Here is a 22922-nt window from a genome sequence, read left to right as displayed (position 1 = left end):
GCTCCCCCCGCGGCCGACAGTGCTCCGGCCGCCCCGGTGACCGCGGACGCACCCGACGCGTCGCCGGCGCCCGCGACGACCGGGAGCGGCTACCGCGTCCGCGCCGAGCGCCTGCCGATCATCGACCCGCAGCCGCGGCTCGAGGACGACCGCTGGCCCGCGAAGGCGTTCGTCGGCGAGGTCGTCCCCTTCGCCGCCACGGCCTTCCGCGAGGGGCACGACCTCATCGGCGTCGACCTCCTGCTGAGCTCGCCGTCCGGGGCCGAGTCGGAGCACCGCATGTCGCTCCTCGCGACCGGCACCGACCGCTACGGGCGCCTCGTGGCCCTCGACGAGAAGGGCGACTGGAGCTACCGCATCCGCGCCTACGCCGACGACTGGGCGACCTGGCTCCACACGGCCGAGGTCAAGATCCCGGCCGGCCTGGACATCGACGTCACCTTCGCCATCGGCGAGGGCCTGCTGCGCAGCGGCGCCGACGACTCCTCGCGGCCCGAGGGCGAGCGCAGCCTGCTCTCCGACACCGCCGCCCGCGTCGGCGACACCACGCTGAGCGCCGAGGAGCGCCTCGCCGCGGCGACCGATCCCGCCGTCCACGGCGCGCTCGACGCCCGCCCGGTGATGAGCCTCACCAGCGTCTCGGAGCCGCGCACCGTCCACGTCGAGCGCACCCGCGCCGGCGTCGGCGCCTGGTACGAGTTCTTCCCCCGCTCCGAGGGCGCCGTGCGCCACGAGGACGGGACCGTGACCAGCGGATCCTTCCGCACCGCGATCGACCGCCTCCCCGCTGTGGCCGCGATGGGCTTCGACGTGCTCTACCTGCCGCCGATCCACCCCATCGGCCGCTCCTTCCGCAAGGGCCCGAACAACACGCTCGACGCCGGCGAGAACGACCCCGGCTCGCCGTGGGCGATCGGCTCGGCCGAGGGCGGCCACGACGCGATCCACCCGGACCTCGGCACCGAGGACGACTTCCGCGCCTTCCACGCCGCGGTCGAGGCCGCGGGCCTCGAGCTCGCCCTCGACTTCGCCCTGCAGGCCTCGCCCGACCATCCCTGGGTCACCAGCCACCCCGAGTGGTTCACGACGCTCCCCGACGGCTCGATCGCCTACGCCGAGAACCCGCCGAAGAAGTACCAGGACATCTACCCGATCAACTTCGACAACGACCCCGACGGCATCCGTCAGGAGTCGCTGCGGGTCCTGCGGCACTGGATCGACCTGGGCGTGCGGATCTTCCGCGTCGACAACCCCCACACGAAGCCGCTCGACTTCTGGGAGTGGATCATCCACGAGGTCAACGCCGAGCACCCCGAGGTCGTCTTCCTCGCGGAGGCGTTCACCCGCCCCGCGATCATGCGCGCACTCGGCAAGGTCGGCTTCCAGCAGTCGTACTCGTACTTCACCTGGCGCAACACCAAGGAGGAGCTCGGCGAGTTCTTCACGAGCATCTCCCACGAGACGGCCGACTACATGCGGCCGAACCTCTTCGTGAACACTCCGGACATCCTCACCGAGTACCTCCAGTACGGCGGCCGCTCGGCGTACAAGGTGCGGGCGGCCCTGGCCGCGACCGCGTCGCCGCTGTGGGGGGTCTACGCCGGCTACGAACTGGTCGAGAACGTCGCTCGCCCCGGCGCCGAGGAGAACATCGACAACGAGAAGTACGAGTACAAGACGCGCGACTGGGCCGGCGCCGAGGAGTCGGGCCGCTCGCTGGCGCCGTACATCACGCGTCTCAACGAGATCCGGCGCTCGCACCCCGCGCTCAGGCAGCTGCGGAACCTGCACGTGCACGGCAGCGACGACGACGCGATCCTCGTCTACTCCAAGCACCTGCAGGCCGCGTTCACGGGCACCGGGACCGACGACACGATCATCGTCGTCGTCAACACCGACCCGCACTCGGCCCGCGAGACCACGGTCCACCTCGACCTGCCCGCGATCGGGCTCGACTGGAGCGCGACCTTCGAGGTCGAGGACCTGATCACCGGCGCCGTCTGGACCTGGGGCAGCGACGACTACGTGCGGCTCGACTCGTTCGTCGAGCCCGTGCACATCCTGAGCGTGAAGGCGGACGAGCGATGAGCGGAACCACCCCCGAGGACACGAGCCCGGCCGCGGAGGCGGGCCTCGGCGCGCACGCCGAGACGGTCCCCACGACGGGCACCAGCTCGGCGACCACCTCCGGCCACGGCGCGCACGTCGCCGACGCGGCGTCCGACGCACGACAGCACCCCGGAGCGGACGGCGAGAACGCGCGCAGCTACGCGGTCGAGACGGTCCCGGAGGCGCCTCAGCCGGTCGCGGGCGACGACGCCGTGACCGTCGAGCGCGACGCCGACGACGCGGAGTCCGCTCCGGTCGGCAGCGGGGCCGAGGGCGACCTGCCCGACGACACGGACGCCGCCGATTCCGTCGCAGCCGACAGCGCCGCTCCCGTCGAGACGACCGCCGGCCCCGCCGAGACGACCGCGGGCCCCGCCGAGACGACCGCGGACCCCGCGACCGCTTCGGGCCCCGTCGACGGCACCGCGGCGATCGCGCTGCCCGACATCCCGGAGTGGGTGCTGCAGCAGCTCGCCACCGGCAGCAACGCGCTCCCCCACGACGTCCTGGGCCAGCACCTCGTCGCGGCCCCCGGCGTCTCCGACCCGGTGACGGTCGTCCGCGTGCGCCGCCCGCTCGCCGAGAAGGTCGCCGTGGTGCTCGCCACCGGCGCCCGCGTCGAGCTGAGCCACCTCAGCGACGGGATCTGGCAGGGCTTCCACGTCCTCGGTCCGCAGGCGTACACGGTCGAGGCCCGCTACGGCGGCGGCGGCGAGTGGACCGCGGAGGACCCCTACCGGTTCTCGAAGACGGTCGGCGACTTCGACCTCTACCTCATCGGCGAGGGCCGCCACGAGCGTCTCTGGGAGGCGCTCGGTGCCCGCCACCGCGAGCACGAGGGGGTCTGGGGCACGAGCTTCGCCGTCTGGGCCCCGCACGCCCAGGCCGCTCGGGTCGTCGGCGACTTCAACGACTGGAACGGCGAGGGCCACTCCCTCCGCAACCTCGGGACGACCGGGGTCTGGGAGATCTTCGTCCCGGGCGTCGAGCCCGGAGCCTCCTACAAGTTCGACCTGCTCTCGCGTGACGGCCACTGGGTCCGCAAGGCCGACCCGATGGCCCGCGCCACGGAGGTGCCGCCCGCGACGGCGTCCAAGGTCCCCGTCTCGCACCACCAGTGGGGCGACTCCGGCTGGATGGGGAAGCGAGCCTCGGTCGATCCGCACACGCAGCCGCTCAGCGTCTACGAGATGCACCTCGGCTCCTGGCGTCCGGGACTGGGCTACCGCGACCTCGCGGACCCGCTGATCGAGTACGTCACCGAGCTCGGCTTCACGCACGTGGAGTTCATGCCGCTCGCCGAGCACCCGTTCGGCGGCTCCTGGGGCTACCAGGTCACCGGCTACTACGCCGCCTCGAGCCGCTTCGGCACGGCCGACGACCTCAAGTACCTGATCGACCGTCTGCACCAGGCCGGCATCGGCGTCATCGTCGACTGGGTGCCCGGGCACTTCCCCAAGGACGACTTCGCCCTCGCCCGCTTCGACGGCGAGCCGCTCTACGAGCACCCGGACTGGCGCCGCGGCGAGCAGATGGACTGGGGCACCTACGTCTTCGACTTCGGGCACACCCAGGTGCGCAACTTCCTCGTCGCGAACGCCCTGTTCTGGCTCGAGGAGTTCCACGTCGACGCCCTGCGAGTGGACGCCGTCGCCTCGATGCTCTACCTCGACTACTCCCGCAAGGAGGGCGAGTGGCTGCCGAACCAGTACGGCGGACGCGAGCACCTCGAGGCGATCAGCTTCCTCCAGGAGGTCAACGCCACGGCCTACAAGCTGCACCCCGGCATCATGATGATCGCCGAGGAGTCGACGAGCTGGCCCGGCGTCACCCAGCCCACCAGCTCCGGCGGCCTCGGCTTCGGGCTCAAGTGGAACATGGGCTGGATGCACGACTCGCTCGACTACATGGCGAACGACCCGCTCTGGCGCCAGTACCACCTGGGCGAGATCACCTTCTCGTTCGTCTACGCCTTCAGCGAGAAGTTCGTCCTGCCGATCAGCCACGACGAGGTCGTGCACGGCAAGGGCTCGCTGATCCAGAAGATGCCGGGCGACCACTGGCAGCAGCTCGCGAACGTGCGCGCCTACCTCGCCTTCATGTGGGCCCACCCCGGTAAGCAGCTGCTCTTCATGGGCCAGGAGTTCGGCCAGTACTCCGAGTGGAGCGAAGAGCGGGGTCTGGACTGGTGGATCCTCGATCAGCCGAGCCACCGCGGTCTCTGGAGCCTCGTCGGTCAGCTGAACCGCGTGTACCGCGACTCGCCGTCGTTCTGGGAGCTCGACCACGAGCAGTCGGGCTTCGAGTGGATCGACGGCGGCGCGGCGGCGGCCAACGTCGTCTCGTTCCTGCGCAAGGACAGCGAGGGTCGCCCGATCGCCGTCATCGCCAACTTCTCGGGCTCGCCCGTGCACGGCTACCGCGTGAGCCTGCCCACGGCCGGCCGCTGGGAGGAGCTCGTCAACACGGACGCCGAGATCTACGGCGGCAGCGGAGTCGGGAACTTCGGAGCGGTCGAGGCTCGCGAGGAGCCGTGGGCCGGCCGCCCGGCTTCCGCCGAGCTGGTCCTGCCCCCGCTGGCCGTGCTCTACCTGCGACCCGCCGACTGATCGGTCCCCGCACGGAAGAGGCCGCCCGCCGCGACGATCGTCGCGAGCGGGCGGCCTCTCGGCGTTCCGGCCGGCGTCAGTAGAGCAGGCCGGTGAGCCGGGCCCGAGCCTTGTTGACGCGCGGGTCGGTCTGACCGACGATCTCGAAGAGCTCCAGGAGACGAGCCCGGACGGCGGCCTTCCCCTCGGCGTCGAGGCGCGGGAACATCGAGAGCAGCCGGTCGAAGGCATCCTCGACGTGGCCGCCAGAGACGTCCAGGTCGGCGACGGCGAGCTGCGCGTCGAGGTTCGACGGCTCGGCTGCGGCGGTCGAGCGGATGTCGTCGCGCGTGCGGCCCTGGAGGCGGGCCAGCAGCCGCACCTGCGCGAGACCGGCGACGGCGAGGTCGTCGCGCGGGTTCTGCGCGATGGCGGTCTCGTACTCGGTGATCGCCGCGGCGTAATCGCCCCGGTCGATCGCGTCGTAGGCCTCCTGGTGGTGCGGCGGCAGCGGCTCGGGCTCGGGCTCGCCGCCCTCGGCGGGAGCGACTCCCTCCACCGGCACCGTGCCCGTCACACCGTTCTGAGCGGCGAGCTGGAGGACCTGCTCGAGCAGGTCGCGCAGCTGCTCCTCGGCGACGAGGCCGCTGAACAGGGGCACCGGGCGGCCGCCGATGATCGCGGCGACCGTCGGCACGGACTGCACCTGGAACGCCTGCGCCAGCTGCGGGCTCGACTCCACATCGACCCCGACGAGCACGAACGCGCCGGCGTACGAGACGACGACCTTCTCGAGCAGCGCGGTCATGCTCTGGCTCTGGTCCGACCAGGAGCCGCGCAGGTCGACGATCACCGGCACGCGCGACGAGAGCTGGACCACCTGGTCGAACTCGGCGTCGCCGGCGGTCAGCAGCAGCGGATTCGCGCCGGGCGCGCCTCCGGGAGCGGTGGGCGCGGCCGGGGCGCCGGCGGAGGCGGCGGGCGGGGTGCGGCGGTTCACCAGCGACGAGAGGTCGACGGCGCCGCGGAGGTTTCCGGGCAGGGGCGGGACGGTGCTCACGGCAGCTGCACCACCGAGACGAGTCCCTGGCTCCATCCGAGCATCACGATCTTCTCCTCCGATCCGACGGGCGGTACGTAGAACAGCAGTTGGTATCCGTAGGTGGTCTCGATGCCGGTCGTCGACTTGTCCGTGCCCAGCAGGGTCTGCGAGGCGCCGGAGGTCGAGACGGTCGAGCCCTCGGCAGTGGGGCGGACGGTCGACGTCTCGGCGATGCTCGCCGCGACGAGGGCCCCCGAGTCGTTCGTCGCGAGCGCGATCGTCGGCGACGTGCCGGCGGCGTTCGAGAACTCGATCGAGGCGGTGTCCGGCAGCGCCTCGCGGTCGGCGTTCTTCTTGTCGACGCCGACCTGCCCCCGGAGGGTGTCGCCGTCGGCCGCGAAGAGCTCGGCGTACTGGCTCGAGTCGCCGTTGGCGAGCACGTCCGCGTACGCGGAGCCGACGGTCTGCGGGGCGAGCTTCATCAGGCGCGAGTCGGGCGCCACGATCGACGTGCCGACGGTGACGGGCGCGACGTCGGGGATGCGCGCGTTGGCCTCGAGCGAGATGGCGTAGTCGACCTTGTAGTCGACGCGCGGGCTCGCCTGGCTCATCATCAGCGCGATCGGGGCCTGGGTGGAGTCCGTCGAGTTCTGCACGACGGCGGTCACCAGGCGCGGCCACGACTCCGTGTCCTGCGGGAGCACCAGGCTCACCGGGGAGGCCGGGATCGTCTGCGGCGGGTCGATCGTCCCGCCCTTGGCGACGACGTCGTAGTTGGTGGTGCGCTCGGTGAGCGCCTCGCCCTGGAAGCGCTCGGCGAGGATCCCGGCGTCCCGGGCGGCGTCGGCGCGCGACGCGACATCGGCGACCTCGGCGACGACGGCCTCCGCCTGCTGCGTGGTGACCACGGGGGTCGGCTCGGCCGAGACCGGCTCTGCCCCCGCGGTCGCCGTGGCGGACGCGGTCGGCGCCTCGCTCGCGCCCGCGGCGAGATCCGGCCAGTAGTCGGAGCTGCAGCCGGAGAGGAGGACCGTCGTCCCGAGGACGACGGGCAGCACCAGGGCGGCCCGGCGGCGCGAGGGCGCCGGCGACGCCGTGGAGGCCTGGATCCCGGCACGCGGCCGGGGGCGGCGGGTTCCGCGGGGGATCCGACCCTGCGGTCCCTTCCGGCGCGGGCCGTGCTGGCGGCGCAGGTGGACGAAGGCCCAGATGTAGAGGACGAGGCCGAGGAGGAGGAACACGGCTCCTCCGAGCAGCAGCGGGCCGGCGAGGGGCGTCGCGGTGTCCACGGGCCAGCTGACGCGCACGGAGTCGGCTGCCGGCGCGGTGCCGTCGCTCGCGATGAGGATGGAGACGTCCTCCGGCACGTCGAGCGCCAGGGTCACGCTGCCGCTCCCCTCGAACTCCTCGAGCCAGAGGTCGGAGCCGCGCGGATCGACGACCGCCGCGTCGGCGGTCTCGACGTCGGAGGAGAGCTGGACGCGCTCGCCCGTCTCCTCCGCGGAGGTGAGGGTGTCGTCGGCGCGCTCGTAGCCGATGGCGTCGTAGCTCGAGCCGCCCACCCAGCCCAGCACGTCGGAGGTCCGGGCGTAGGCGACGACGAGGTCGCCGCTGCCCTCGACCGTGATCGTCTGGCGTCCCGGGTTGGCGCCCAGGGTGCTGCCGTCGATCACCGCGTAGGGAGCAGAGGAGTCGAGCGCGGTCTCGGCGGTGAGGGACTCCGGAGGAGCCCAGACCGTCCGCTGACCGATGCCGAGCACGATCATCGCGGCAGCGATGACGGTGGCGATGATGGCGAAGACGAACCGCACGAAAGAACTCCTCCTGCGTTGCCGGATCGGGGTGACGGCCGGGGCCGGCTCGGGGTACGCAGCCGGACCGGGGCGCGACGGCAACAGACAAAGACAGTCCACGATAGCCGATGCCCTCCCTTTGATGCCCGGGAGAAGCCGAGAGTGCGGCCCGAGCGGCGCGCGGTGCGGGTGTCGCCCCGGCCGCGGCCTCCCTGCTGAATACACTTTCCCAGTGCCGCGAGCCCCACCGCGGTCCTGCTCTGAAGGAGACGACGTGGCGAACGACGAGGCCGAATTCACCCAGGTGTTCCGTGGCTACGACCGGGACGAGGTCGACAAGGCCGTCCAGGGCCTGCGCCGCGAGCTCATCCACTCGAACACCCAGGCGGCCGAGAGCGGCCGCGAGGTGAAGCGCCTGTCCTCCCGGATCGAGGGCCTCGAGAAGGAGCTGCAGCAGGTCGGCACTCCCACCTACGCCGGCCTGGGCGCCAAGCTCGAGCACACCCTGCGCGTGGCCGAGGAGCAGTCCGAGCGGATCATCGCCCAGGCCGAGAACGACGCCTCCGCCCTCCGCCGATCCACCCGCGACGACGGCGACCGCATCCTCCAGGAGGCGCGCGACGAGGCCGAGCGCCTGGTGACCGAGGCGCGCCGCCGTGCGGACCGGACCCGCGACGAGTCCGAGGCGCAGGCCGCGGCGACGCTCGGCAAGGCCGCCGACGACCGCGACGTGATGACCCAGGACGCCGTCCGCGAGGCCGCTGCGATCCGCGGCACCGTGGCGACCGAGGCCGCCGAGACCCGCGCCACCGCGAAGCGCGAGGCCGCCGCGATCCGCTCCGAGGCCGAGCGCGAGGCTGCGGAGATGCGCGCCGTCGCCGCCCGCGAGATCGAGGTCGCCCGCGCCGAGGCCGCTCGCCTCGCCCAGGCCAACGAGCTCCTGCGGGCCGAGGTCGCCTCCGAGGTGGACCGGCTCCGGGCGGCCGTCGAGGCCGAGGTCGCCCAGGCTCGCGCGGCGGTCGAGGCCGAGGTGCTCTCGACCCGCGCCGCGCTCGACGCCGAGGTCGCCGCCGCCCGCGCCGAGGGCGCCCGCGAGATCTCCGACCAGCGCACCCGGCTCACCCAGGAGCGCGCCGAGGCCGTCGCCGTGCTCGACGCCGAGCTGGCGGGCCTGCGTGCCGCGTCCGCCGACGAGGCCACTGCGCTCTCGCGCGAGGTCGAGCAGGCCCGGATCGACCTGGTGGTCGAGCTCGCCGCGCGCCGCGAGGAGGCCGACCGCGACGACCTGCTCCGCCACCAGGAGGCCGTCGCGCAGACCCAGCGCTACCTCGACGAGTCGAACCTGCAGCTCGCCGACGCCATCCGACGCGCGAACGACAAGCGCCTCGAGGCGGACGCCCTCCGCAGCGACGCCCTCGACGACACGACGCGACTGCGCCGGAAGGCCCAGGACGACTCCGACGCCCTGCTCGACGACGCGCGCGACCAGGCGCAGAAGCTCGTCGCGGACGCGGAGCGCCGCAGCCGCGAGCTGATGGACACCGCCGAGCGGCGCCTCGACGAGATCCGCACCGAGCGCGACGCGATCGCCGGCTACGTGTCCGGACTGCGCGGGCTCATCGGCCACATCGACGGACTCGCGGACGACAGCGACGGCGACGGCTCCGACGGCAGCGGCTCTGACGGCGACGGCTCCGACGGCGGCTCGTCCGGCCGCTAGGCGGCCGCCGCGCGGGTCGGCTCAGCCGAGCTCGCCCGCCCACTCCGTCGGCAGCGGGGACGAGGCGGGCGCGACCACGCGCACGATCTCGTCGAGGACGCGCCGGGTCTGCGCCTCGCCGACCCAGAGGTGCTTCCCGCCCTCCACAGCGACGAGGTCCAGCTGCGGCACGCTCGCGAAGCGCTCGGCGGCCGCCTCCGGCCGCAGGTAGTCGTCGAACTCCGGGACGAGCGCCACGAGCGGGCGGCCGTCCTCGCCCCAGGCGGCGACCTCCTCCGCGCTCGTGCGGTGCAGCGGCGGCGAGAGCAGGATCGCTCCCTCGACGGGGTGCTCCCTCCCCCACTTCAGCGCGAGCTCGGTGCCGAAGGACCAGCCGACCAGCCAGGGGTGCGGCAGTCCGCGGTCCGCGACGAGGGCCAGGGCTGCGGCGACGTCGGCGCGCTCCTCGATGCCGTGTCCGAACGCGCCCTCGCTCGTGCCGCGCGGCGACGCGGTGCCGCGGGTGTTGAAGCGGAGGACCGCCAGGTCGGCGAGCGCGGGCAGCCGGGCGGCGGCCTTCCGCAGGATGTGCGAGTCCATGAAGCCGCCGTGGGTGGGCAGCGGATGCAGGGTGACCAGGGTCGCGACCGGCTCGTGCTCCAGGGGCAGCGCGAGCTCCCCCACCAGGGTCAGGCCGTCGGAGGTGTGCAGCTCGACGTCCTCGCGGCGGGCGGGGAGGACGACGCCTCCGCGGATCTCGTGGGTCATCGTGCTCCTCGGATTCTCCAGCAGTGCGTGTGCCAGTGGCGGCGGCCGGCCAGGTCGGCCGCGTCGCCGAGCGCGCCGTCGGCCCGCCAGGTGACCAGGTGCGGCTGGCCGATGTCGATGGTGAGCCCGCAGCCCGGGCAGAGGTAGTTCTTCACGGCCCGCGCTGCGGAGACGGGCTGGACGTTCCACTCCCGGCCGGCGTGCGACTCGGTGCGCCGGAAGCCGGCGAGCATCTGCGAGAGATCGCGCTGCTCGTCGTCGTCGTCACGGCGGCCGCCCCGGGGTCTGTTGCTGCGCGGCATCTCCCCAGTCTAGGAGGCCGCCGCCGGGCCCCTCCCGTCAGTGGGAGCTGTCGTCCATCTCGAGCCGGGTCTCCTCGGCGTCGAGCATCAGCTGCGCCCGCCGCAGCGTCCGCGAGGAGTAGACCCCGCGCCCCCGGGCGTCCAGCAGTGCCTCCCGCTCGGCGAGCAGGACCGCTCGGCGCAGCCGCAGGTACTGCGCGTGCGGGCCGAGGGGCGCATCCTCCGCGCGGCCGACCTGTTCCCACGCCACCTGCGAGCGGGTCAGAGTGTCGCGGCGCACGCGCTCGAGGACGCGCTCGCCCGCCTCGCCGTCGGGCAGCTCCGCCACCGCCTCGGGGAGGGCCTGGATGCCCGTGGCCGCGACCTCGTCGAGCAGCGTCGCGAGCTCGCGGCGGTCGGCCTCTCCGTCGGTGCCCTGGATGCCGGTGAGCCGGATCAGCGCGGGGAGCGTCGCACCCTGCAGGAGCAGCGTCACGACGGCGACGGTGAAGGCGATCAGGATCAGCTGGGAGCGGTAGGGAGTCTCGTCCGGCAGCGACTGGGCCGCGGCGAGCGTGACCACGCCGCGCATCCCGGACCAGGACAGGACGACTCCGCCGCGCCAGCCGAACGCCTCGCTCGCGGTCGCGGCCAGGTCGGTCTCGCGCCGGAGGTAGAGCCGCTCCGCTCTCACCTGCCGCCGCCGGAAGCGCTCATCGCTGGTGGCGCTGTTGCGCAGTCGCATGAGGCCCACCGCCAGCCGCCGGTTGATCCGCTCCGCCCGCCGACCGGAGCTGCGCAGCCACAGGAGCAGCGGCCACACGAAGAGGGCCCGCAGCACGATCAGGATGACCACGGTGGCCAGACCCAGCAGCACCGCGGTGCCCACTCCGAACTCGCCCGGGTCCACGACCCCGGAGACGATCGCCTTGATCTCGGCGCCCATGAGCAGGAAGACGCCGTTCTCGAGCAGGAACTGCGCCGTCCGCCAGTTCACCCGCTCGCTGATCCGCGACTGCGGCGAGAGGAAGCGCGCGCTGTTGTGCCCCGTGTAGATCCCGGTGACCACGACGGCGAGCACCCCGGACGCGCCCAGCTCCTCGGCCGGGATGTAGGCCAGGAACGGCACGGCGAAGGACACGGCGGTGTCGAGCACCGGGTCCCGCAGCTTCGAGCGCACGAAGACGGTGAGCACGCCCATCACCAGTCCGAGGACGATCGCCATCAGGACGGAGTAGACGAAGAGGACCCCCACCTCGCCCACGTCGATCGCGTCGGTCGTGACGGAGGCGCCGACCACGGCCGCCGCAGCCGTCGCGGCGCGCAGCAGCACCAGCGCCGACGCGTCGTTCACGAGGCTCTCGCCCTCGAGCACCGTCACCAGGCGGGGCGGGAGTCCGAGCTTCTTGCCGATCGAGGTCGCGGCCACCGCGTCGGTCGGGCTCACGACGGCGCCCAGAGCGATCGCTGCGGGCAGGCTCAGATCGGGGAACACGAGGTAGAGGAAGCCGCCCACCACGAGGGCGGTCACGACGACCAGCAGCACCGAGAGCCCGAAGATCGAGCGCAGGTTCCGCCGGAAGTCGGTGAGGGGCACCTGGATCGCGGCCGAGTACAGCAGCGGCGGCAGCACGCCCGCGAGGATCAGCTCAGGCTCGACCTCGATGTCCGGGACCCCGGGGAGGTAGGACGCGCCGATACCGATGACGACCAGGAGCAGCGGTGCGGCGATCCCGAGGCGGCTCGAGAACCGCGCGACGGTGACGACCGTGATGATCCCGACGACCCCGAGCAGCGCGTAATCCACGGCACCAGGGTAGCGAGAGCCTCAGCCCGCCGGACGCGGTGCCGAGCGGAGGGGAACGATCAGTACCAGCCGACCGATTCGGAGTGGGCCCAGGCACCGCAGGGCGAGCCGTAGCGGCCGGAGATGTAGCCGAGGCCCCAGGTGATCTGGGTGCTCGCGTTGGTCGCCCAGTCGGAGCCGGCCGACGCCATCTTGCTGCCGGGGAGGGCCTGCGGGATGCCGTAGGCACCGCTGGACTTGTTCTCGGCGTAGACGTTCCAGCCGGACTCGCGGTTCCAGAGGAGGACGAGGCAGTCGTACTCGCTGTCGGCCCAGCCGCGCTGCACGATCATGTCGTACGCGATCGCCTTCGCGGATCCGGGATCCGGAGCGGCGGCGCGCTGGACGGGAGCGGCGGTCTCGGCCTCGGCGGAGCCCGACTCCTCCTCGTCGACGGTCGCGGAAGCGGTCTGAGTATGGGTCGGAGTGGGCGTCGGGGTCGGAGTGGGCGTCGGCTTCGCCTCGGCGCCGAACGAGTCGCGCTGGACGGTCCGCTCGACGGCGTCCGCGACGACGAGCCGCTGCGCGGAGTCGCCGTTGAAGCGCGCCGGGGCCTGGTAGTAGGGGGAGGCGACCGCGCCGCTGGACGGATCGACGACGTTCACCATGGCGAACGCGATCGACGCCGTGAAGGCCAGCACCGTCACCGGGATCCGAGCCCAGGAGCGCCGCACCGGGGTCTGGTGCGGGACCGCCGGGCGACCGCTGGTGCGGTTCGCGGGCGTGTGGGCGACGGAGGTCTGAGGATGCTGAGCCACGATTACGAAAGCATAACGGACGATGACCTGATCGGCCAGCAGATCCGGCTCCGGTCAGCGGACCGCCAGCATCACGTCGACGACCGTGTCGAGCAGCAGGTCGACCTGCGCCTCGGCGTACCCGCCGCGCTGCGGGGCGAAGGAGACGGTCCGCACGTCGTCCACGGTCAGCACCGATCCGTCGCGGAAGTACCCGGAGATCCGGTCGGCGAAGGCGTCGACCTGGCGGATGTTGTAGCCCGTCGTGAGAGCGCCGGCCCGGGTGAACCGCTCGCGGGGAGCGCGGGCCAGCCGGTTCACGATCTCCTGGGCGGTCGACCGCGCGTCCGCGAGCCACGCCTCCTCGCCCCGGGCCGCGATCGCGTACTGGCGCTCCCGCAGGGCGAAGGCGTCCTCGAGGCGCTCGAGCGCCGCATCGACGTGGGGCGCGGAGTAGCCGCCCTTGCGCAGGGTGAACGCGGTGTGGCGCAGGTCGGCGGCGCGGAGGTCCGCCGGTCCCCCGGAGAGCTGCGAGTAGGCCTCGCGCGCCGACGCGAGGAAGGAGTCGACCTCGGCCGTGTCGTAGCCGGGACGGGACTCGCGGGCTCGGGGGAAGGGAGCGGTCATCCCGACATCATGCCAAGCCGCGCGCCGGGAGCGGAATCGGCACGCCCCGGTGAGGCGTGCGCTCAGTGGGCGAAGAGGAAGTACAGCACGTAGGCTGCTGCGGCCGACGGCAGGATCGAGTCCAGCCGGTCGAGGACTCCTCCGTGGCCGGGCAGCCAGGAGCTCATGTCCTTGATGCCGATGTCGCGCTTGATCAGCGACTCGGCGAGGTCGCCGAGCGTCGCGGTGAGCAGCACCACGGCCCCGAACACCGCACCGACCCACCAGGGCTGGCCGAGCATCAGCAGGGCGAGCAGGACGCCGACGACGATCCCCGCGACGGCCGCACCGGCGAACCCCTCCCAGGTCTTCTTCGGGCTGATCCGCGGTGCCATCGGGTGCTTGCCCCAGGTGAGTCCGCTCACGTAGGCGCCGGTGTCGACGACGATCACGAGCACCAGGAACGCGAACGCCCAGAGCTGGCCGCCGGGCTCGGCGACGAGACGGATCGCGAAGGCGCCGAGGAAGGTCGTGTAGCCCTGGACGAACGCGCCGAGGCCGATGTCGAGGGCGAGGTCCCTCCGGCTGGAGGCGGTGCGCCGGAAGAGCTGCTCCCCCAGCCGCCAGAGGCCGACGAGGACGGATCCGCCGAGGACCGTGGCCCACGCGGCGCCGAGGCCGCCGTAGTAGGCGGCCGGCACGGCGACGACCGCCACGATCCCGGTCGGGATGCGCGGGATGTCGCGACCGGCGTGGCGCAGGGCGTTCGAGAGCTCCAGCGCCGCGAGCAGCACCACCACCCCCGCGAGCACCATGAAGAGCTCCTTGACCAGGAGGAGGCTGACGACCATCGCGCCGCCGCCGAGGAGTCCGATCGCGGTCGCCGACACGAGGTTCCGGCCCGAGCGCGCGGTGAGACGGTCGTTCGTCGCCTCGAGCTGGGCACGGGTCGCCTCGAGCTGGCGCTCGACGTCGGCCCGGCCCTGCTGGGCGCGCGCACGCAGCGCGTCGCGGGTGACCATCCGGGATCCCCGGGCACCCGGGACGTGCGGAGACGGTCTCTTCTCGCCGCCCTCGGGTCCTTCGGGGATCTCGGGCACCGCTACACCTCGAGCAGTTCGGATTCCTTGCGCTTGAGCGCCTCGTCGATCGCGTCGACGTGCTGCTTCGTGAGCGCCTCGAGCTCCTTCTCGCCGCGGGCGAGCTCGTCGTCGCCGATGTCGCCCTTCAGCGCGTCGAGGTCGTCCTTGCCCTTGCGGCGGATGTTGCGCACCGCGATCTTGGCGTCCTCGGCCTTGGTGCGGACGATCTTGACGAACTCCTTGCGGCGCTCGGCGGTGAGCTCCGGCAGGGTCACGCGGATGATCGTGCCGTCGTTGGTCGGGTTCGCGCCGAGGTTCGGCATGTCCCGGATGGCCTGCTCGATGTCGCGCAGCGAGCCCTTGTCGTAGGGCGTCAGGACGAGCGTGCGGGCCTCCTGGTTCTGCATCGAGGCGAGCTGCGACAGCGGCGTCGGGGTGCCGTAGTAGCTCACCAGCACCTTCTGGAACATGCCGGGGTTCGCGCGTCCGGTGCGGACCGTGGAGAAGTCCTCCTTGGCGACCTCGACGGCCTTGCCCATCTTGGTCTTCGCGTCGGCCAGTACATCCGAGATCACAGGGAGCTCCTTAAGAGAGGGAAGTGGTCAGTCTAGTTCGAGACGAGCGTGCCGAGCTCGGCGCCGCGGATGGCCTTCGCGACGTTGCCCGAGGGCTCCATGCCGAAGACCTGCATCGGCATGCCGTTGTCCATGCAGAGGCTGAACGCGGTGGAGTCGACCACCTTGAGGCCCCGCTGGAGCGCCTCCTGGTAGGTCAGCGCGTCGAGCTTCTTCGCGTCGGGGTTCGTCCGCGGGTCGGCGTCGTACACGCCGTCCACGCCGTTCTTGGCTACGAGGACCACGTCGGCGTGCGTCTCGAGCGCGCGCTGCGCGGCGACCGTGTCGGTCGAGAAGTACGGGAGTCCGGCGCCGGCGCCGAAGATGACGACGCGGCCCTTCTCCATGTGCCGGATCGCCCGGCGGGGGATGTAGGGCTCCGCGACCTGCGTCATCGCGATCGCGGACTGCACGCGCGTCTCGGCGCCCGCCTGCTCGAGGAAGTCCTGAAGGGCGAGGGCGTTCATCACCGTGCCCAGCATCCCCATGTAGTCGGCCCGGCCGCGGTCCATGCCGCGCTGCGAGAGCTCGGCTCCGCGGAAGAAGTTGCCGCCGCCGACGACCACCGAGATCTCCACCTCGGTCGCGGCATCGGCGATCTCGCGCGCCAGGGCGCTGATCACGTCCGGGTTCACGCCGAGCGTGCCGGCTCCGAACGCCTCCCCCGACAGCTTCAGAAGCACCCTGCGGCGCTTGCCAGTCGTCATCGCATCCGTCTCCGTCATGGACGTTTCCTCCCGTAGACCCGTACAAACCTATCCCGCGCGGAGCGGGCCCCGCGACCACGCCCGGGACCGCCCCGGGCAGAGCGAAGGGAGCCCGGGTCGACTGAACGACCCGGACTCCCTCCTGCAGTGCTGTTAGGCGCCGACCTTGAAGCGGGCGAAGCCCGACACGGTCAGGCCCGCGTCGCTCAGGACCTTGCTGACGGACAGCTTGTTGTCCTTCGCGTAGTCCTGGTCGAGCAGGGCGACCTGCTTGAAGTACGCGTTCACGCGTCCCTCGATGATCTTCGGCAGGGCGGCCTCGGGCTTGCCCTCGCCGCGCGAGATCTCCTCGACGATGCGGCGCTCGTTGTCGACCTCGGACTGCGGCACGTCCTCGCGCGAGAGGTAGGACGGGTTCGCGAACGAGATGTGCTGGGCGACGGAGCGCGCGGTCTCGGCGTCCTCGCCCGCGTAGCCGACGACCACGCCGACCTGCGGGGGCAGGTCCTTGTTCGTCTTGTGGAGGTAGATCGCGAAGTGCTCGCCGGAGACGGAGGCCACGCGGCGCAGCTCCACCTTCTCGCCGAGGATCGCGGCCTCGTCGTTGATGAGGTCGGCGACGGTCTTGCCGTCGGCGGGGGCCGCGAGGGCCTCCTCGACCGTGGTGGAGCCGGCGGCGACGACCGCGGCGAGCACGGCGTCGGCGAGGGCGATGAACTTCGTGCCCTTGGCGACGAAGTCGGTCTCGCACGCGAGCTCGATCATCGTGGCGACGCCGTCCTTCTCGGCGGCGGCGACGAGGCCCTCGCTCGTGGAGCGGTCGGCGCGCTTCGCGTTGCCCTTGGCGCCCTTGAGGCGGAGGATCTCGACCGCCTTGTCCAGGTCGCCGTCGGCCTCGACGAGCGCGTTCTTCGTGTCGACCATGCCGGTACCGAGCTGCTCGCGCAGCGTCTTGACGTCAGCGAGGCTGAAATTTGCCATGTTCTCGGAACTCCTCTTGGTTCGGAAACCCTGTGGCGCCGTCACTCGCGGCGGGCTCACGGGAGGAGCCCAGCACGCCGAGGTGACGGCGGTTCTTACTCGTGGTGAACGTGCACCGACCGAGCGGGGGCCGGACGACCGCGGGTGCGGCGTCCGACCCCCGTCACGGAACGGGGTGTCAGGCGGTGGCGGTCTCGTCGGTCGAGGTCTCGTCGGTCGAGGTCGCGGCGGTCGAGGTCGCGGCGGCGTCGGCCTCGGGGGCCTCCTCCGCGGCGGGGGTCTCGGCCTCGACGACGGCCTCGTCGGCGGTCTCGGCCTCGGCGTCGGCGACCTTCTCGGTCTCCGCGCCGGCCTGCTCGTTCGGCTCCTGCACGTCGGCGGCGGACGCACCGGTGGAGAGCAGCTCCTGCTCCCACTCGGCCAGCGGCTCGACGGCGGAGACGTTGCCCTCGGCCTCGGGCTTCTGGTGGCGCTGGATGAGGCCCTCGGCCGCGGCGTCGGCGACGATGCGGGTGAGCAGGCTCACCGAGCGGATCGCGTCGTCGTTGCCCGGGATCGGGTACTGGACCTCGTCCGGGTCGCAGTTCGTGTCGAGGATGCCGATGACCGGGATGCCCAGCTTCTTGGCCTCGTCGATCGCGAGGTGCTCCTTCTTGGTGTCGACGACCCAGAGGGCCGACGGCGTCTTCGAGAGGTTGCGGATGCCGCCGAGCGACTTGTGCAGCTTGTCGAGCTCGCGCTTCTTGATGAGGAGCTCCTTCTTGGTGAAGCCGCTCTTCGACGTGTCGTCGAAGTCGAGCTCCTCCAGCTCCTTCATGCGGGCGAGGCGCTTCGAGACCGTCTGGAAGTTGGTCAGGAGGCCGCCGAGCCAGCGCTGGTTCACGTAGGGCTGGCCGACGCGGGTCGCCTGCTCCGAGATCGCGTTCTGCGCCTGCTTCTTGGTGCCGACGAAGAGGATGGTGCCGCCGTGGGCGACCGTCTCCTTGACGAAGTCGTAGGTCTTGTCGATGTAGGCCAGCGACTGCTGGAGGTCGATGATGTAGCTGCCCGAGCGCTCGGTCAGGATGAAGCGCTTCATCTTCGGGTTCCAGCGACGGGTCTGGTGCCCGAAGTGGACGCCGCTGTCGAGCAGCTGGCGCATGGTGACGACTGCCATGAGTCGTTCTCCTTGTCTCGGGGCCCGGGCGCACGACGGCGCCGAACTCCCGTTCGGTTGTCTGCGACGGCCGGTCGGCACGTCGCCCTGGCGCCCGGCGCACTCCCGCCCCGGCCGCGTGAGCGGAGAGGGACCGTGGGGAGCGGAGGCCGAATGGGCGCGCGTAGTCACCCCGACGAGCGAGGTGCTCCGTGGAGTCTAGCACCAGGACGGCCGCCTCCCCCGCTGCTGCGGGAGGGCGGCCGTCGAGGCTCGGAAGACCGGTCCTACTTGCGCGCCGACTTCATCACGGTGCGGATGTGCAGGGTGTCCATCTCCTCCAGAGAGCGGCCCTTGGTCTCGGGCACGAACATGAAGACGAAGACGAACGAGATAGCCGCGAAGGCGGCGTAGAGGCCGTAGGCCAGGGTGAGCGACACGTCCTGCGAGAGGATCGGGAAGGTCACCGTGATGGCGAAGTTCGCGATCCACTGGGCAGATGCCGCCAGGCCGAGGGCGGCCGCCCGGATCCGGTTCGGGAAGATCTCGCCGAGGAGGACCCACACCAGCGGGCCCCAGGTCGCGCCGAAGAAGACGACGAACGCGTTCGCCGAGACGAGGGCGATCGGCCCCCACGCGCCGGGCAGCGAGACGTCCTCTCCGCTGATCGTCGACTGGCTGAAGGCGATGGCCATCAGCGCGAGCGAGACGGCCATGCCGGCCGAGCCGACCAGCAGCAGCGGCTTCCGGCCGACCTTGTCGACCAGGAAGATCGCCACGAAGGTGACGACGACGTTCACGACCGAGGTGAAGACCGAGATCGCGAAGGAGTTGGACTCGTCGAATCCGACCGCGCTCCAGAGCGAGGTGGAGTAGTAGAAGATCACGTTGATGCCCACGAACTGCTGGAACACCGACAGCAGGATGCCGACCCAGACCACGGGGAGCAGGCCGAGGGCGGGACCGCGGAGGCTGGAGCGCTTCGCGTTCTCGGAGTCCTCGTCGATCTTCTTCTGGATGTCCGCGAGCGCCTCGTCGACCTCGTCGCGCGGCGTGACCGTCGCGAGCACCGCGCGGGCGTCCTCGGAGCGGCCGCGGGTCGCGAGGTAGCGGGGCGATTCCGGCAGGGTCAGGGCCAGGAGGCCGTAGATGACCGCAGGCACGGCACAGGCGATGAACATCCAGCGCCACGCGGCGACGCCGAACCAGAAGGGCTCGGAGGCGCCGTCCGCGCCGTTCGCGATGAGGGTGTCCGAGAGCAGGGCGGCGAAGATGCCGAGCGTGATCGCCAGCTGCTGCAGCGACGCGAGAGCTCCGCGGATGGCCTTGGGCGCGATCTCCGAGATGTAAGTCGGAGCGATCACGGAGGCGATGCCGATGCCGAGGCCTCCGACCACGCGCCAGAGCACGAGGTCCCAGACCGCGAACGCCGCGCCGGCGCCGATGGAGGAGATGAAGAAGAGCCCGGCGCCGAGCAGCATGACCTTGATGCGGCCCCAGCGGTCGGCCAGGCGCCCAGCGAGGTACGCGCCGAGCGCACAGCCGAGCAGCGCGGAGGCGACGGCGAAGCCGATCAGGGCGGCCGAGAGCTGGAACTCGCCCTGCACCGCCTCCACGGCACCGTTCACCACCGACGAGTCGAAGCCGAAGAGGAAGCCGCCGACCGCCGCCGCGATCGCGAGGCCGATCACCTTCCTCTTCAGCTTCGCCGCCGAGGGGTTCGGGATGTCCGCTCTCCCGCTGGTCGTGTCAGATCGTCCGCTGGTCATGGTCGTCTCCGATTCTCGCCGCCGGTGGGGGCGGGGTGCCGCTCCCGAGCCGGATCACCGGCACGTTACTCCTCGCCGCGGCACCGCCGGGACGGGTTGCGCTCTCCCCCGGCCGATGTCCTCCCTCCACAGCCGGGCCCGTCGCGCTCTCCTCCCCTGATCCGCTCGGCCGACCACCGGTCTCGGACCGGCTCCAGGAGGGTGGCCGCATGCTCCGATCCCGACTCCTGCGCCCGGGCGTGTTCGCCCTCGCCGCTCTGCTCGTCGGGGCGCCTCTCGGCGCCTCGCCCTCCGGCACCTCGTCCCCCGGCCGGTCCGACCCGCGGTGGACCTCCCCCGTCGCGGGCTTCTCCGTCGTGGAGCCGTGGGGCGCGCCGGCCCACCGCTACGCCCCCGGGCACCGCGGGATCGACCTCGCGGCAGCGGCCGGGCAGCCCGTGGTCGCCGTCGCGGCGGGCACCGTGTCGTTCTCGGGCAGGGTGGTCGACCGGTCCGTGGTGAGCATCGTGCACGCGGACGGTCTGGTCTCGACGGTCGAGCCGGTCGACGGATCGGTGACAGCGGGGCAGGTCCTCACCGCGGGCCAGCCCGTCGGAGCAGTGGGTGCGGGCGGCCACTGCGACGGGAGGTGCGTGCACCTCGGCGTCCGCGAGGGTGGCGACTACGTCTCGCCGATGCGGTTCTTCGGCGGGATCCCCCGGGCGGTGCTTCTGCCGATGGACGACGTGGCGCAGGGTCTTGAGCGAGTGGCGCGGAAGGGTGCGTCCGGTGACTCGCGCGTCCGGTCAGGCGCGGGGGTGGGCGAGGCGGTAGGCGTCGCGGATCCGCTCGGTCGAGACGTGGGTGTAGATCTGCGTGGTGCCCAGGCTCGCGTGGCCGAGTAGCTCCTGGACGGCGCGGAGGTCGGCTCCCCCGTCGAGCAGGTGGGTCGCCGCGGTATGGCGGAGGGTGTGCGGGCCGGACGGTCCGGAGCCCTGCCCGCCGTCGAGGAGCCTCGCCACCACGCCGTAGACCGTGCGCGGGGTGAGGCGCGCGCCCCGCCGTCCCAGCAGCAGGGCCCCGCTCCCGTCGCCGGTGGCGAGAGAGGGTCGGGCGCGCTCCAGGTAGTCGACGAGCGCCTCCTTCGCGGGGACGCCGAACGGGACGACCCGCTGCTTGGCGCCCTTGCCGGTGACGAGCACGGTGAGCCGGCCGAGATCGATGTCGCCCAGGTCGACGGCGACCAGCTCGGAGACGCGGATGCCGGAGGCGTAGAGCAGCTCGACGATCGCGAGGTCCCGCAGCGCCACCGGGTCCTCGGTCGCGCCTCGCGCCGCGACCGTGTCGAGCACCTGTTTTGCCTGCGGGAGCGTGAGGAACCGCGGCAGTGTCCGTCCCGACTTGGGCGTCTTGAGGCGTGCGGCGACGTCGACGGGGAGCCGCTCGGTCCGATGCGCCCAGGAGGAGAAGGAGCGGACGGCCGCGGTGCGCCGGGCGAGGGTCGCGCGGGCGATCCCCGACTCCGACTCTCGCCAGAGCCAGTCGCGCAGCAGCTCGAGGTCGAGCTCGGCGGTGAGGAGCCGCCCCTTCTCCCCCGTGTGGGCGATCAGGCGCGCCAGGTCGGAGCGGTAGCCCTTCGCGGTGGCGGGCGAGAGGGACCGCTCATCGAGGACGTACCGGAGGAAGTGCTCGACCGAGTCGGCGAGCGTCTCGCCGGTCATGATCCGTCCGGCATCCGCGACCAGAGGTCGATGCGCCCCTGCTCGTCGAGCCCCTCGAGCCGCTCGATCAGGTCGGTGCCGAACCGCGTCGCGATCGGGGCCGGTGCCGTCGGCACGAACGAGGCGGCCACCGTCTCCGGGTGGACGTGGACGAGCGAGAGGCTCTGCGCTCCGTCGACGCCGGCGAGCTCCCGCTCGGGCGCTCCGAGGTCCATCGTGTAGCTGGTGGCGCCGGCGACGAGCACGGGCACGCCCGCGAAGGTCGCAGCCGTGGGGTAGTGCAGGTGGCCGCCGAGGATCGCGCGGACGTCGGTACCGCGCACCATCTCCTCGAGCCTGTCGATCCCCCGCAGCTCGAGCACGGTCATCGCGCCGAGCGGCGTGGGCAGCGGAGGGTGGTGCAGGGCGAGGATCGTCCCCAGCGGGGCCGGTGCGGCGAGCTCGTCCTTCAGCCAGGCCAGCTGGGCGTCGGTGAGGTCGCCGTGGTGGAAGCCGGGCACCGCGCTGTCGAGCGCGATGAGCCGGAGCCCGCCGAGGTCGACGACCTGGTCCACGGGTCCCGCGCCCGCCGGGTCCTGCTCGAGGAGCACCCGCCGGAAGGCTCCGCGCTCGTCGTGGTTGCCCATCACCCAGACGATCGGGCAGCCGAACCGCTCGCCCACGGGGTCGAGCTGCTCGCGCACGCGCCGGTAGGCGTCCTCCTCGCCGCGGTCCGCGACGTCCCCGGTCACCACGATCGCGTCCAGGCGTCCGCCGCGCTCGGCCAGCCGGCCGACCGCCTGCGCGAGGCGGGCGACCGTGTCGACCTTCCCGTAGAGCGGAGCGCCGTCGGCCAGCAGGTGCGTGTCGCTCAGATGCGCGATGACCCTGTCGGCGGCGCGGAAGTGCCCGAGCTGCGGGCGCTCTCCGCCGTGTCCTGCTGCCGTGGCGTCCATGCCGCTCCCCTCGCCGATGCCCCTTCAGCGTAGGGCGGACCGCCGACAGCGCCGCGGCGGCGGGGCCGCTCACCCGGGTGCCCGCTCCCAGTCCCCGTCCTCGGAACGGTGGACGCGTCCGTCTGCGAGGAGCGCACCCAGCGCCGACAGTGCCGAATCGAGCGATTCCCCGGAGAGCCGGGCGACGGTTGCGGCGTCATAGCCTCCTTCGGATTCGACGACGGCCAGGACTCGCGCCTCAGCCGCGGTCAGCGCTCGGCACGATCCGTCGGCGTCGCCGACGGCGAGCAGTTCGAGCACATCCGCCGGCGAGGTGACGCAGGTCGCCGCGTACTCGCGGAGGAGGCGGTGGCAGCCGGCGGAGGAGGCATTCGTGACCGGGCCCGGGACCGCGCCGAGGGGGCGGCCCAGGGCAGCCGCGTGGCCGGCGGTGTTGAGGGAGCCGGAGCGGGCGCCGGCCTCGACGACGACGGTGCCCGCGGTGGAGGCGGCGATGAGGCGGTTGCGCTGCCAAACCGTACGATGTATGC

The 22922-nt window shown here is 72.3% G+C and carries 20 protein-coding genes and 1 pseudogene; 4 read left to right on the top strand and 17 right to left on the bottom strand.

What is annotated here, in order from left to right; translation table 11 throughout:
- Positions 1-117 precede the first annotated feature (117 nt).
- Both C5C56_RS06310 and glgB read left to right on the top strand, forming a co-directional pair.
- Positions 118-2088, top strand: a complete 1971-nt coding sequence (locus C5C56_RS06310; protein WP_258065603.1) for an alpha-1,4-glucan--maltose-1-phosphate maltosyltransferase — start codon at positions 118-120, stop codon at positions 2086-2088.
- Entirely contained in the window at positions 2085-4718 is a 2634-nt protein-coding gene (gene glgB, locus C5C56_RS06305; RefSeq protein WP_181137567.1) for a 1,4-alpha-glucan branching protein GlgB, read from the top strand. The genes C5C56_RS06310 and glgB overlap by 4 nt, the downstream gene beginning before the upstream one ends.
- Positions 4719-4794: 76 nt before the next feature.
- On the opposite strand, the gene C5C56_RS06300 is transcribed toward glgB, so the two are convergent.
- Both C5C56_RS06300 and C5C56_RS06295 read right to left on the bottom strand, forming a co-directional pair.
- Positions 4795-5757: a tetratricopeptide repeat protein gene (locus C5C56_RS06300; RefSeq protein ID WP_104319270.1), complete on the bottom strand. Its 963-nt coding sequence runs from the start codon at positions 5755-5757 to the stop codon at positions 4795-4797.
- Positions 5754-7550, bottom strand: coding sequence for a hypothetical protein (locus C5C56_RS06295; RefSeq protein ID WP_104247619.1), 1797 nt, complete (start codon positions 7548-7550; stop codon positions 5754-5756). Before C5C56_RS06295 ends, C5C56_RS06300 begins: the two co-directional genes overlap by 4 nt.
- A 256-nt stretch (positions 7551-7806) precedes the next feature.
- On the opposite strand from C5C56_RS06295, the gene C5C56_RS06290 reads away from it, so the two are divergent.
- Complete coding sequence (locus tag C5C56_RS06290) at positions 7807-9252, top strand: DivIVA domain-containing protein (RefSeq protein WP_104319269.1); 1446 nt, start codon at positions 7807-7809, stop codon at positions 9250-9252.
- Positions 9253-9273: 21 nt separating this feature from the next.
- Here C5C56_RS06290 and C5C56_RS06285 read toward each other — a convergent pair whose 3' ends face one another.
- From C5C56_RS06285 to C5C56_RS06235, 11 genes are all read right to left on the bottom strand, one after another.
- Positions 9274-9999, bottom strand: coding sequence for an alpha/beta hydrolase (locus tag C5C56_RS06285; RefSeq protein ID WP_104260591.1), 726 nt, complete (start codon positions 9997-9999; stop codon positions 9274-9276).
- Positions 9996-10301, bottom strand: coding sequence for a hypothetical protein (locus tag C5C56_RS06280; protein ID WP_181027199.1), 306 nt, complete (start codon positions 10299-10301; stop codon positions 9996-9998). Before C5C56_RS06280 ends, C5C56_RS06285 begins: the two co-directional genes overlap by 4 nt.
- Before the next feature lie 37 nt (positions 10302-10338).
- Entirely contained in the window at positions 10339-12087 is a 1749-nt protein-coding gene (locus tag C5C56_RS06275; protein ID WP_104260590.1) for a sodium:proton antiporter, read from the bottom strand.
- Between the two features lie 59 nt (positions 12088-12146).
- Positions 12147-12884, bottom strand: a complete 738-nt coding sequence (locus C5C56_RS06270; protein ID WP_258065598.1) for a lytic transglycosylase domain-containing protein — start codon at positions 12882-12884, stop codon at positions 12147-12149.
- Positions 12885-12938: 54 nt separating this feature from the next.
- The gene (locus C5C56_RS06265) at positions 12939-13490 is read right to left on the bottom strand and encodes a DivIVA domain-containing protein (RefSeq protein WP_104226865.1); all 552 of its coding nucleotides are present in this window, start codon (positions 13488-13490) and stop codon (positions 12939-12941) included.
- A 62-nt stretch (positions 13491-13552) separates the two neighbouring features.
- A complete protein-coding gene (locus C5C56_RS06260; RefSeq protein ID WP_104232500.1) occupies positions 13553-14491 on the bottom strand; it encodes a phosphatidate cytidylyltransferase in 939 nt (312 codons plus the stop codon).
- An 80-nt stretch (positions 14492-14571) separates the two neighbouring features.
- Positions 14572-15126, bottom strand: coding sequence for a ribosome recycling factor (gene frr, locus C5C56_RS06255; RefSeq protein ID WP_104232499.1), 555 nt, complete (start codon positions 15124-15126; stop codon positions 14572-14574).
- Between the two features lie 32 nt (positions 15127-15158).
- Entirely contained in the window at positions 15159-15872 is a 714-nt protein-coding gene (pyrH, locus tag C5C56_RS06250) for a UMP kinase (RefSeq protein ID WP_374952923.1), read from the bottom strand.
- 153 nt (positions 15873-16025) lie between these two features.
- Positions 16026-16853 (bottom strand): translation elongation factor Ts, encoded by an 828-nt coding sequence (tsf, locus tag C5C56_RS06245; RefSeq protein WP_104223895.1) that lies wholly within the window; start codon positions 16851-16853, stop codon positions 16026-16028.
- A gap of 178 nt (positions 16854-17031) precedes the next feature.
- Positions 17032-18009 carry a 30S ribosomal protein S2 gene (gene rpsB / locus C5C56_RS06240; protein ID WP_104319267.1) on the bottom strand — a complete coding sequence of 326 codons (978 nt, stop codon included), beginning with the start codon at positions 18007-18009 and terminating at the stop codon, positions 17032-17034.
- A 266-nt stretch (positions 18010-18275) separates the two neighbouring features.
- Positions 18276-19757: a sugar porter family MFS transporter gene (locus C5C56_RS06235; protein WP_104223897.1), complete on the bottom strand. Its 1482-nt coding sequence runs from the start codon at positions 19755-19757 to the stop codon at positions 18276-18278.
- A 209-nt stretch (positions 19758-19966) separates the two neighbouring features.
- Here C5C56_RS06235 and C5C56_RS06230 point away from each other — a divergent pair, with 209 nt between their 5' ends.
- Complete coding sequence (locus C5C56_RS06230) at positions 19967-20641, top strand: murein hydrolase activator EnvC (protein WP_104319266.1); 675 nt, start codon at positions 19967-19969, stop codon at positions 20639-20641.
- Here the strand turns inward: C5C56_RS06230 and C5C56_RS06225 are convergent.
- The 4 genes and pseudogenes from C5C56_RS06225 to C5C56_RS06215 form a co-directional block, all read right to left on the bottom strand.
- The gene (locus C5C56_RS06225) at positions 20543-21457 is read right to left on the bottom strand and encodes a tyrosine recombinase XerC (RefSeq protein WP_104319265.1); all 915 of its coding nucleotides are present in this window, start codon (positions 21455-21457) and stop codon (positions 20543-20545) included. The genes C5C56_RS06230 and C5C56_RS06225 overlap by 99 nt on opposite strands.
- The gene (locus tag C5C56_RS06220; RefSeq protein WP_104319264.1) at positions 21454-22392 is read right to left on the bottom strand and encodes a phosphodiesterase; all 939 of its coding nucleotides are present in this window, start codon (positions 22390-22392) and stop codon (positions 21454-21456) included. The genes C5C56_RS06225 and C5C56_RS06220 overlap by 4 nt, the downstream gene beginning before the upstream one ends.
- A gap of 69 nt (positions 22393-22461) precedes the next feature.
- Positions 22462-22692, bottom strand: a complete 231-nt coding sequence (locus C5C56_RS17765) for a hypothetical protein (RefSeq protein ID WP_181137566.1) — start codon at positions 22690-22692, stop codon at positions 22462-22464.
- Positions 22693-22725: 33 nt separating this feature from the next.
- Positions 22726-22920 (bottom strand): annotated as a pseudogene (locus C5C56_RS06215) (DNA-processing protein DprA); the annotation flags it as partial.
- Between the last annotated feature and the right edge of the window lie 2 nt (positions 22921-22922).

It is taken from the genome of Rathayibacter sp. AY1D1, assembly GCF_002932635.1.
Classification (GTDB): domain Bacteria; phylum Actinomycetota; class Actinomycetes; order Actinomycetales; family Microbacteriaceae; genus Rathayibacter.
This window is presented reverse-complemented; position numbering and strand designations above follow the sequence as displayed.

What these genes read in the sequence shown, in the direction of transcription:
- C5C56_RS06235 (WP_104223897.1), bottom strand. Translation starts at nt 19,757, where the DNA reads ATGACCAGCGGACGATCTGACACGACCAGCGGGAGAGCGGACATCCCG.
- C5C56_RS06260 (WP_104232500.1), bottom strand. Translation starts at nt 14,491, where the DNA reads ATGGTCACCCGCGACGCGCTGCGTGCGCGCGCCCAGCAGGGCCGGGCC.
- glgB (WP_181137567.1), top strand. Translation starts at nt 2,085, where the DNA reads ATGAGCGGAACCACCCCCGAGGACACGAGCCCGGCCGCGGAGGCGGGC.
- C5C56_RS06225 (WP_104319265.1), bottom strand. Translation starts at nt 21,457, where the DNA reads ATGACCGGCGAGACGCTCGCCGACTCGGTCGAGCACTTCCTCCGGTAC.
- C5C56_RS06280 (WP_181027199.1), bottom strand. Translation starts at nt 10,301, where the DNA reads ATGCCGCGCAGCAACAGACCCCGGGGCGGCCGCCGTGACGACGACGAC.
- C5C56_RS06220 (WP_104319264.1), bottom strand. Translation starts at nt 22,392, where the DNA reads ATGGACGCCACGGCAGCAGGACACGGCGGAGAGCGCCCGCAGCTCGGG.
- C5C56_RS06265 (WP_104226865.1), bottom strand. Translation starts at nt 13,490, where the DNA reads ATGACCGCTCCCTTCCCCCGAGCCCGCGAGTCCCGTCCCGGCTACGAC.
- C5C56_RS06285 (WP_104260591.1), bottom strand. Translation starts at nt 9,999, where the DNA reads ATGACCCACGAGATCCGCGGAGGCGTCGTCCTCCCCGCCCGCCGCGAG.
- C5C56_RS06230 (WP_104319266.1), top strand. Translation starts at nt 19,967, where the DNA reads ATGCTCCGATCCCGACTCCTGCGCCCGGGCGTGTTCGCCCTCGCCGCT.
- pyrH (WP_374952923.1), bottom strand. Translation starts at nt 15,872, where the DNA reads ATGACGACTGGCAAGCGCCGCAGGGTGCTTCTGAAGCTGTCGGGGGAG.
- tsf (WP_104223895.1), bottom strand. Translation starts at nt 16,853, where the DNA reads ATGGCAAATTTCAGCCTCGCTGACGTCAAGACGCTGCGCGAGCAGCTC.
- rpsB (WP_104319267.1), bottom strand. Translation starts at nt 18,009, where the DNA reads ATGGCAGTCGTCACCATGCGCCAGCTGCTCGACAGCGGCGTCCACTTC.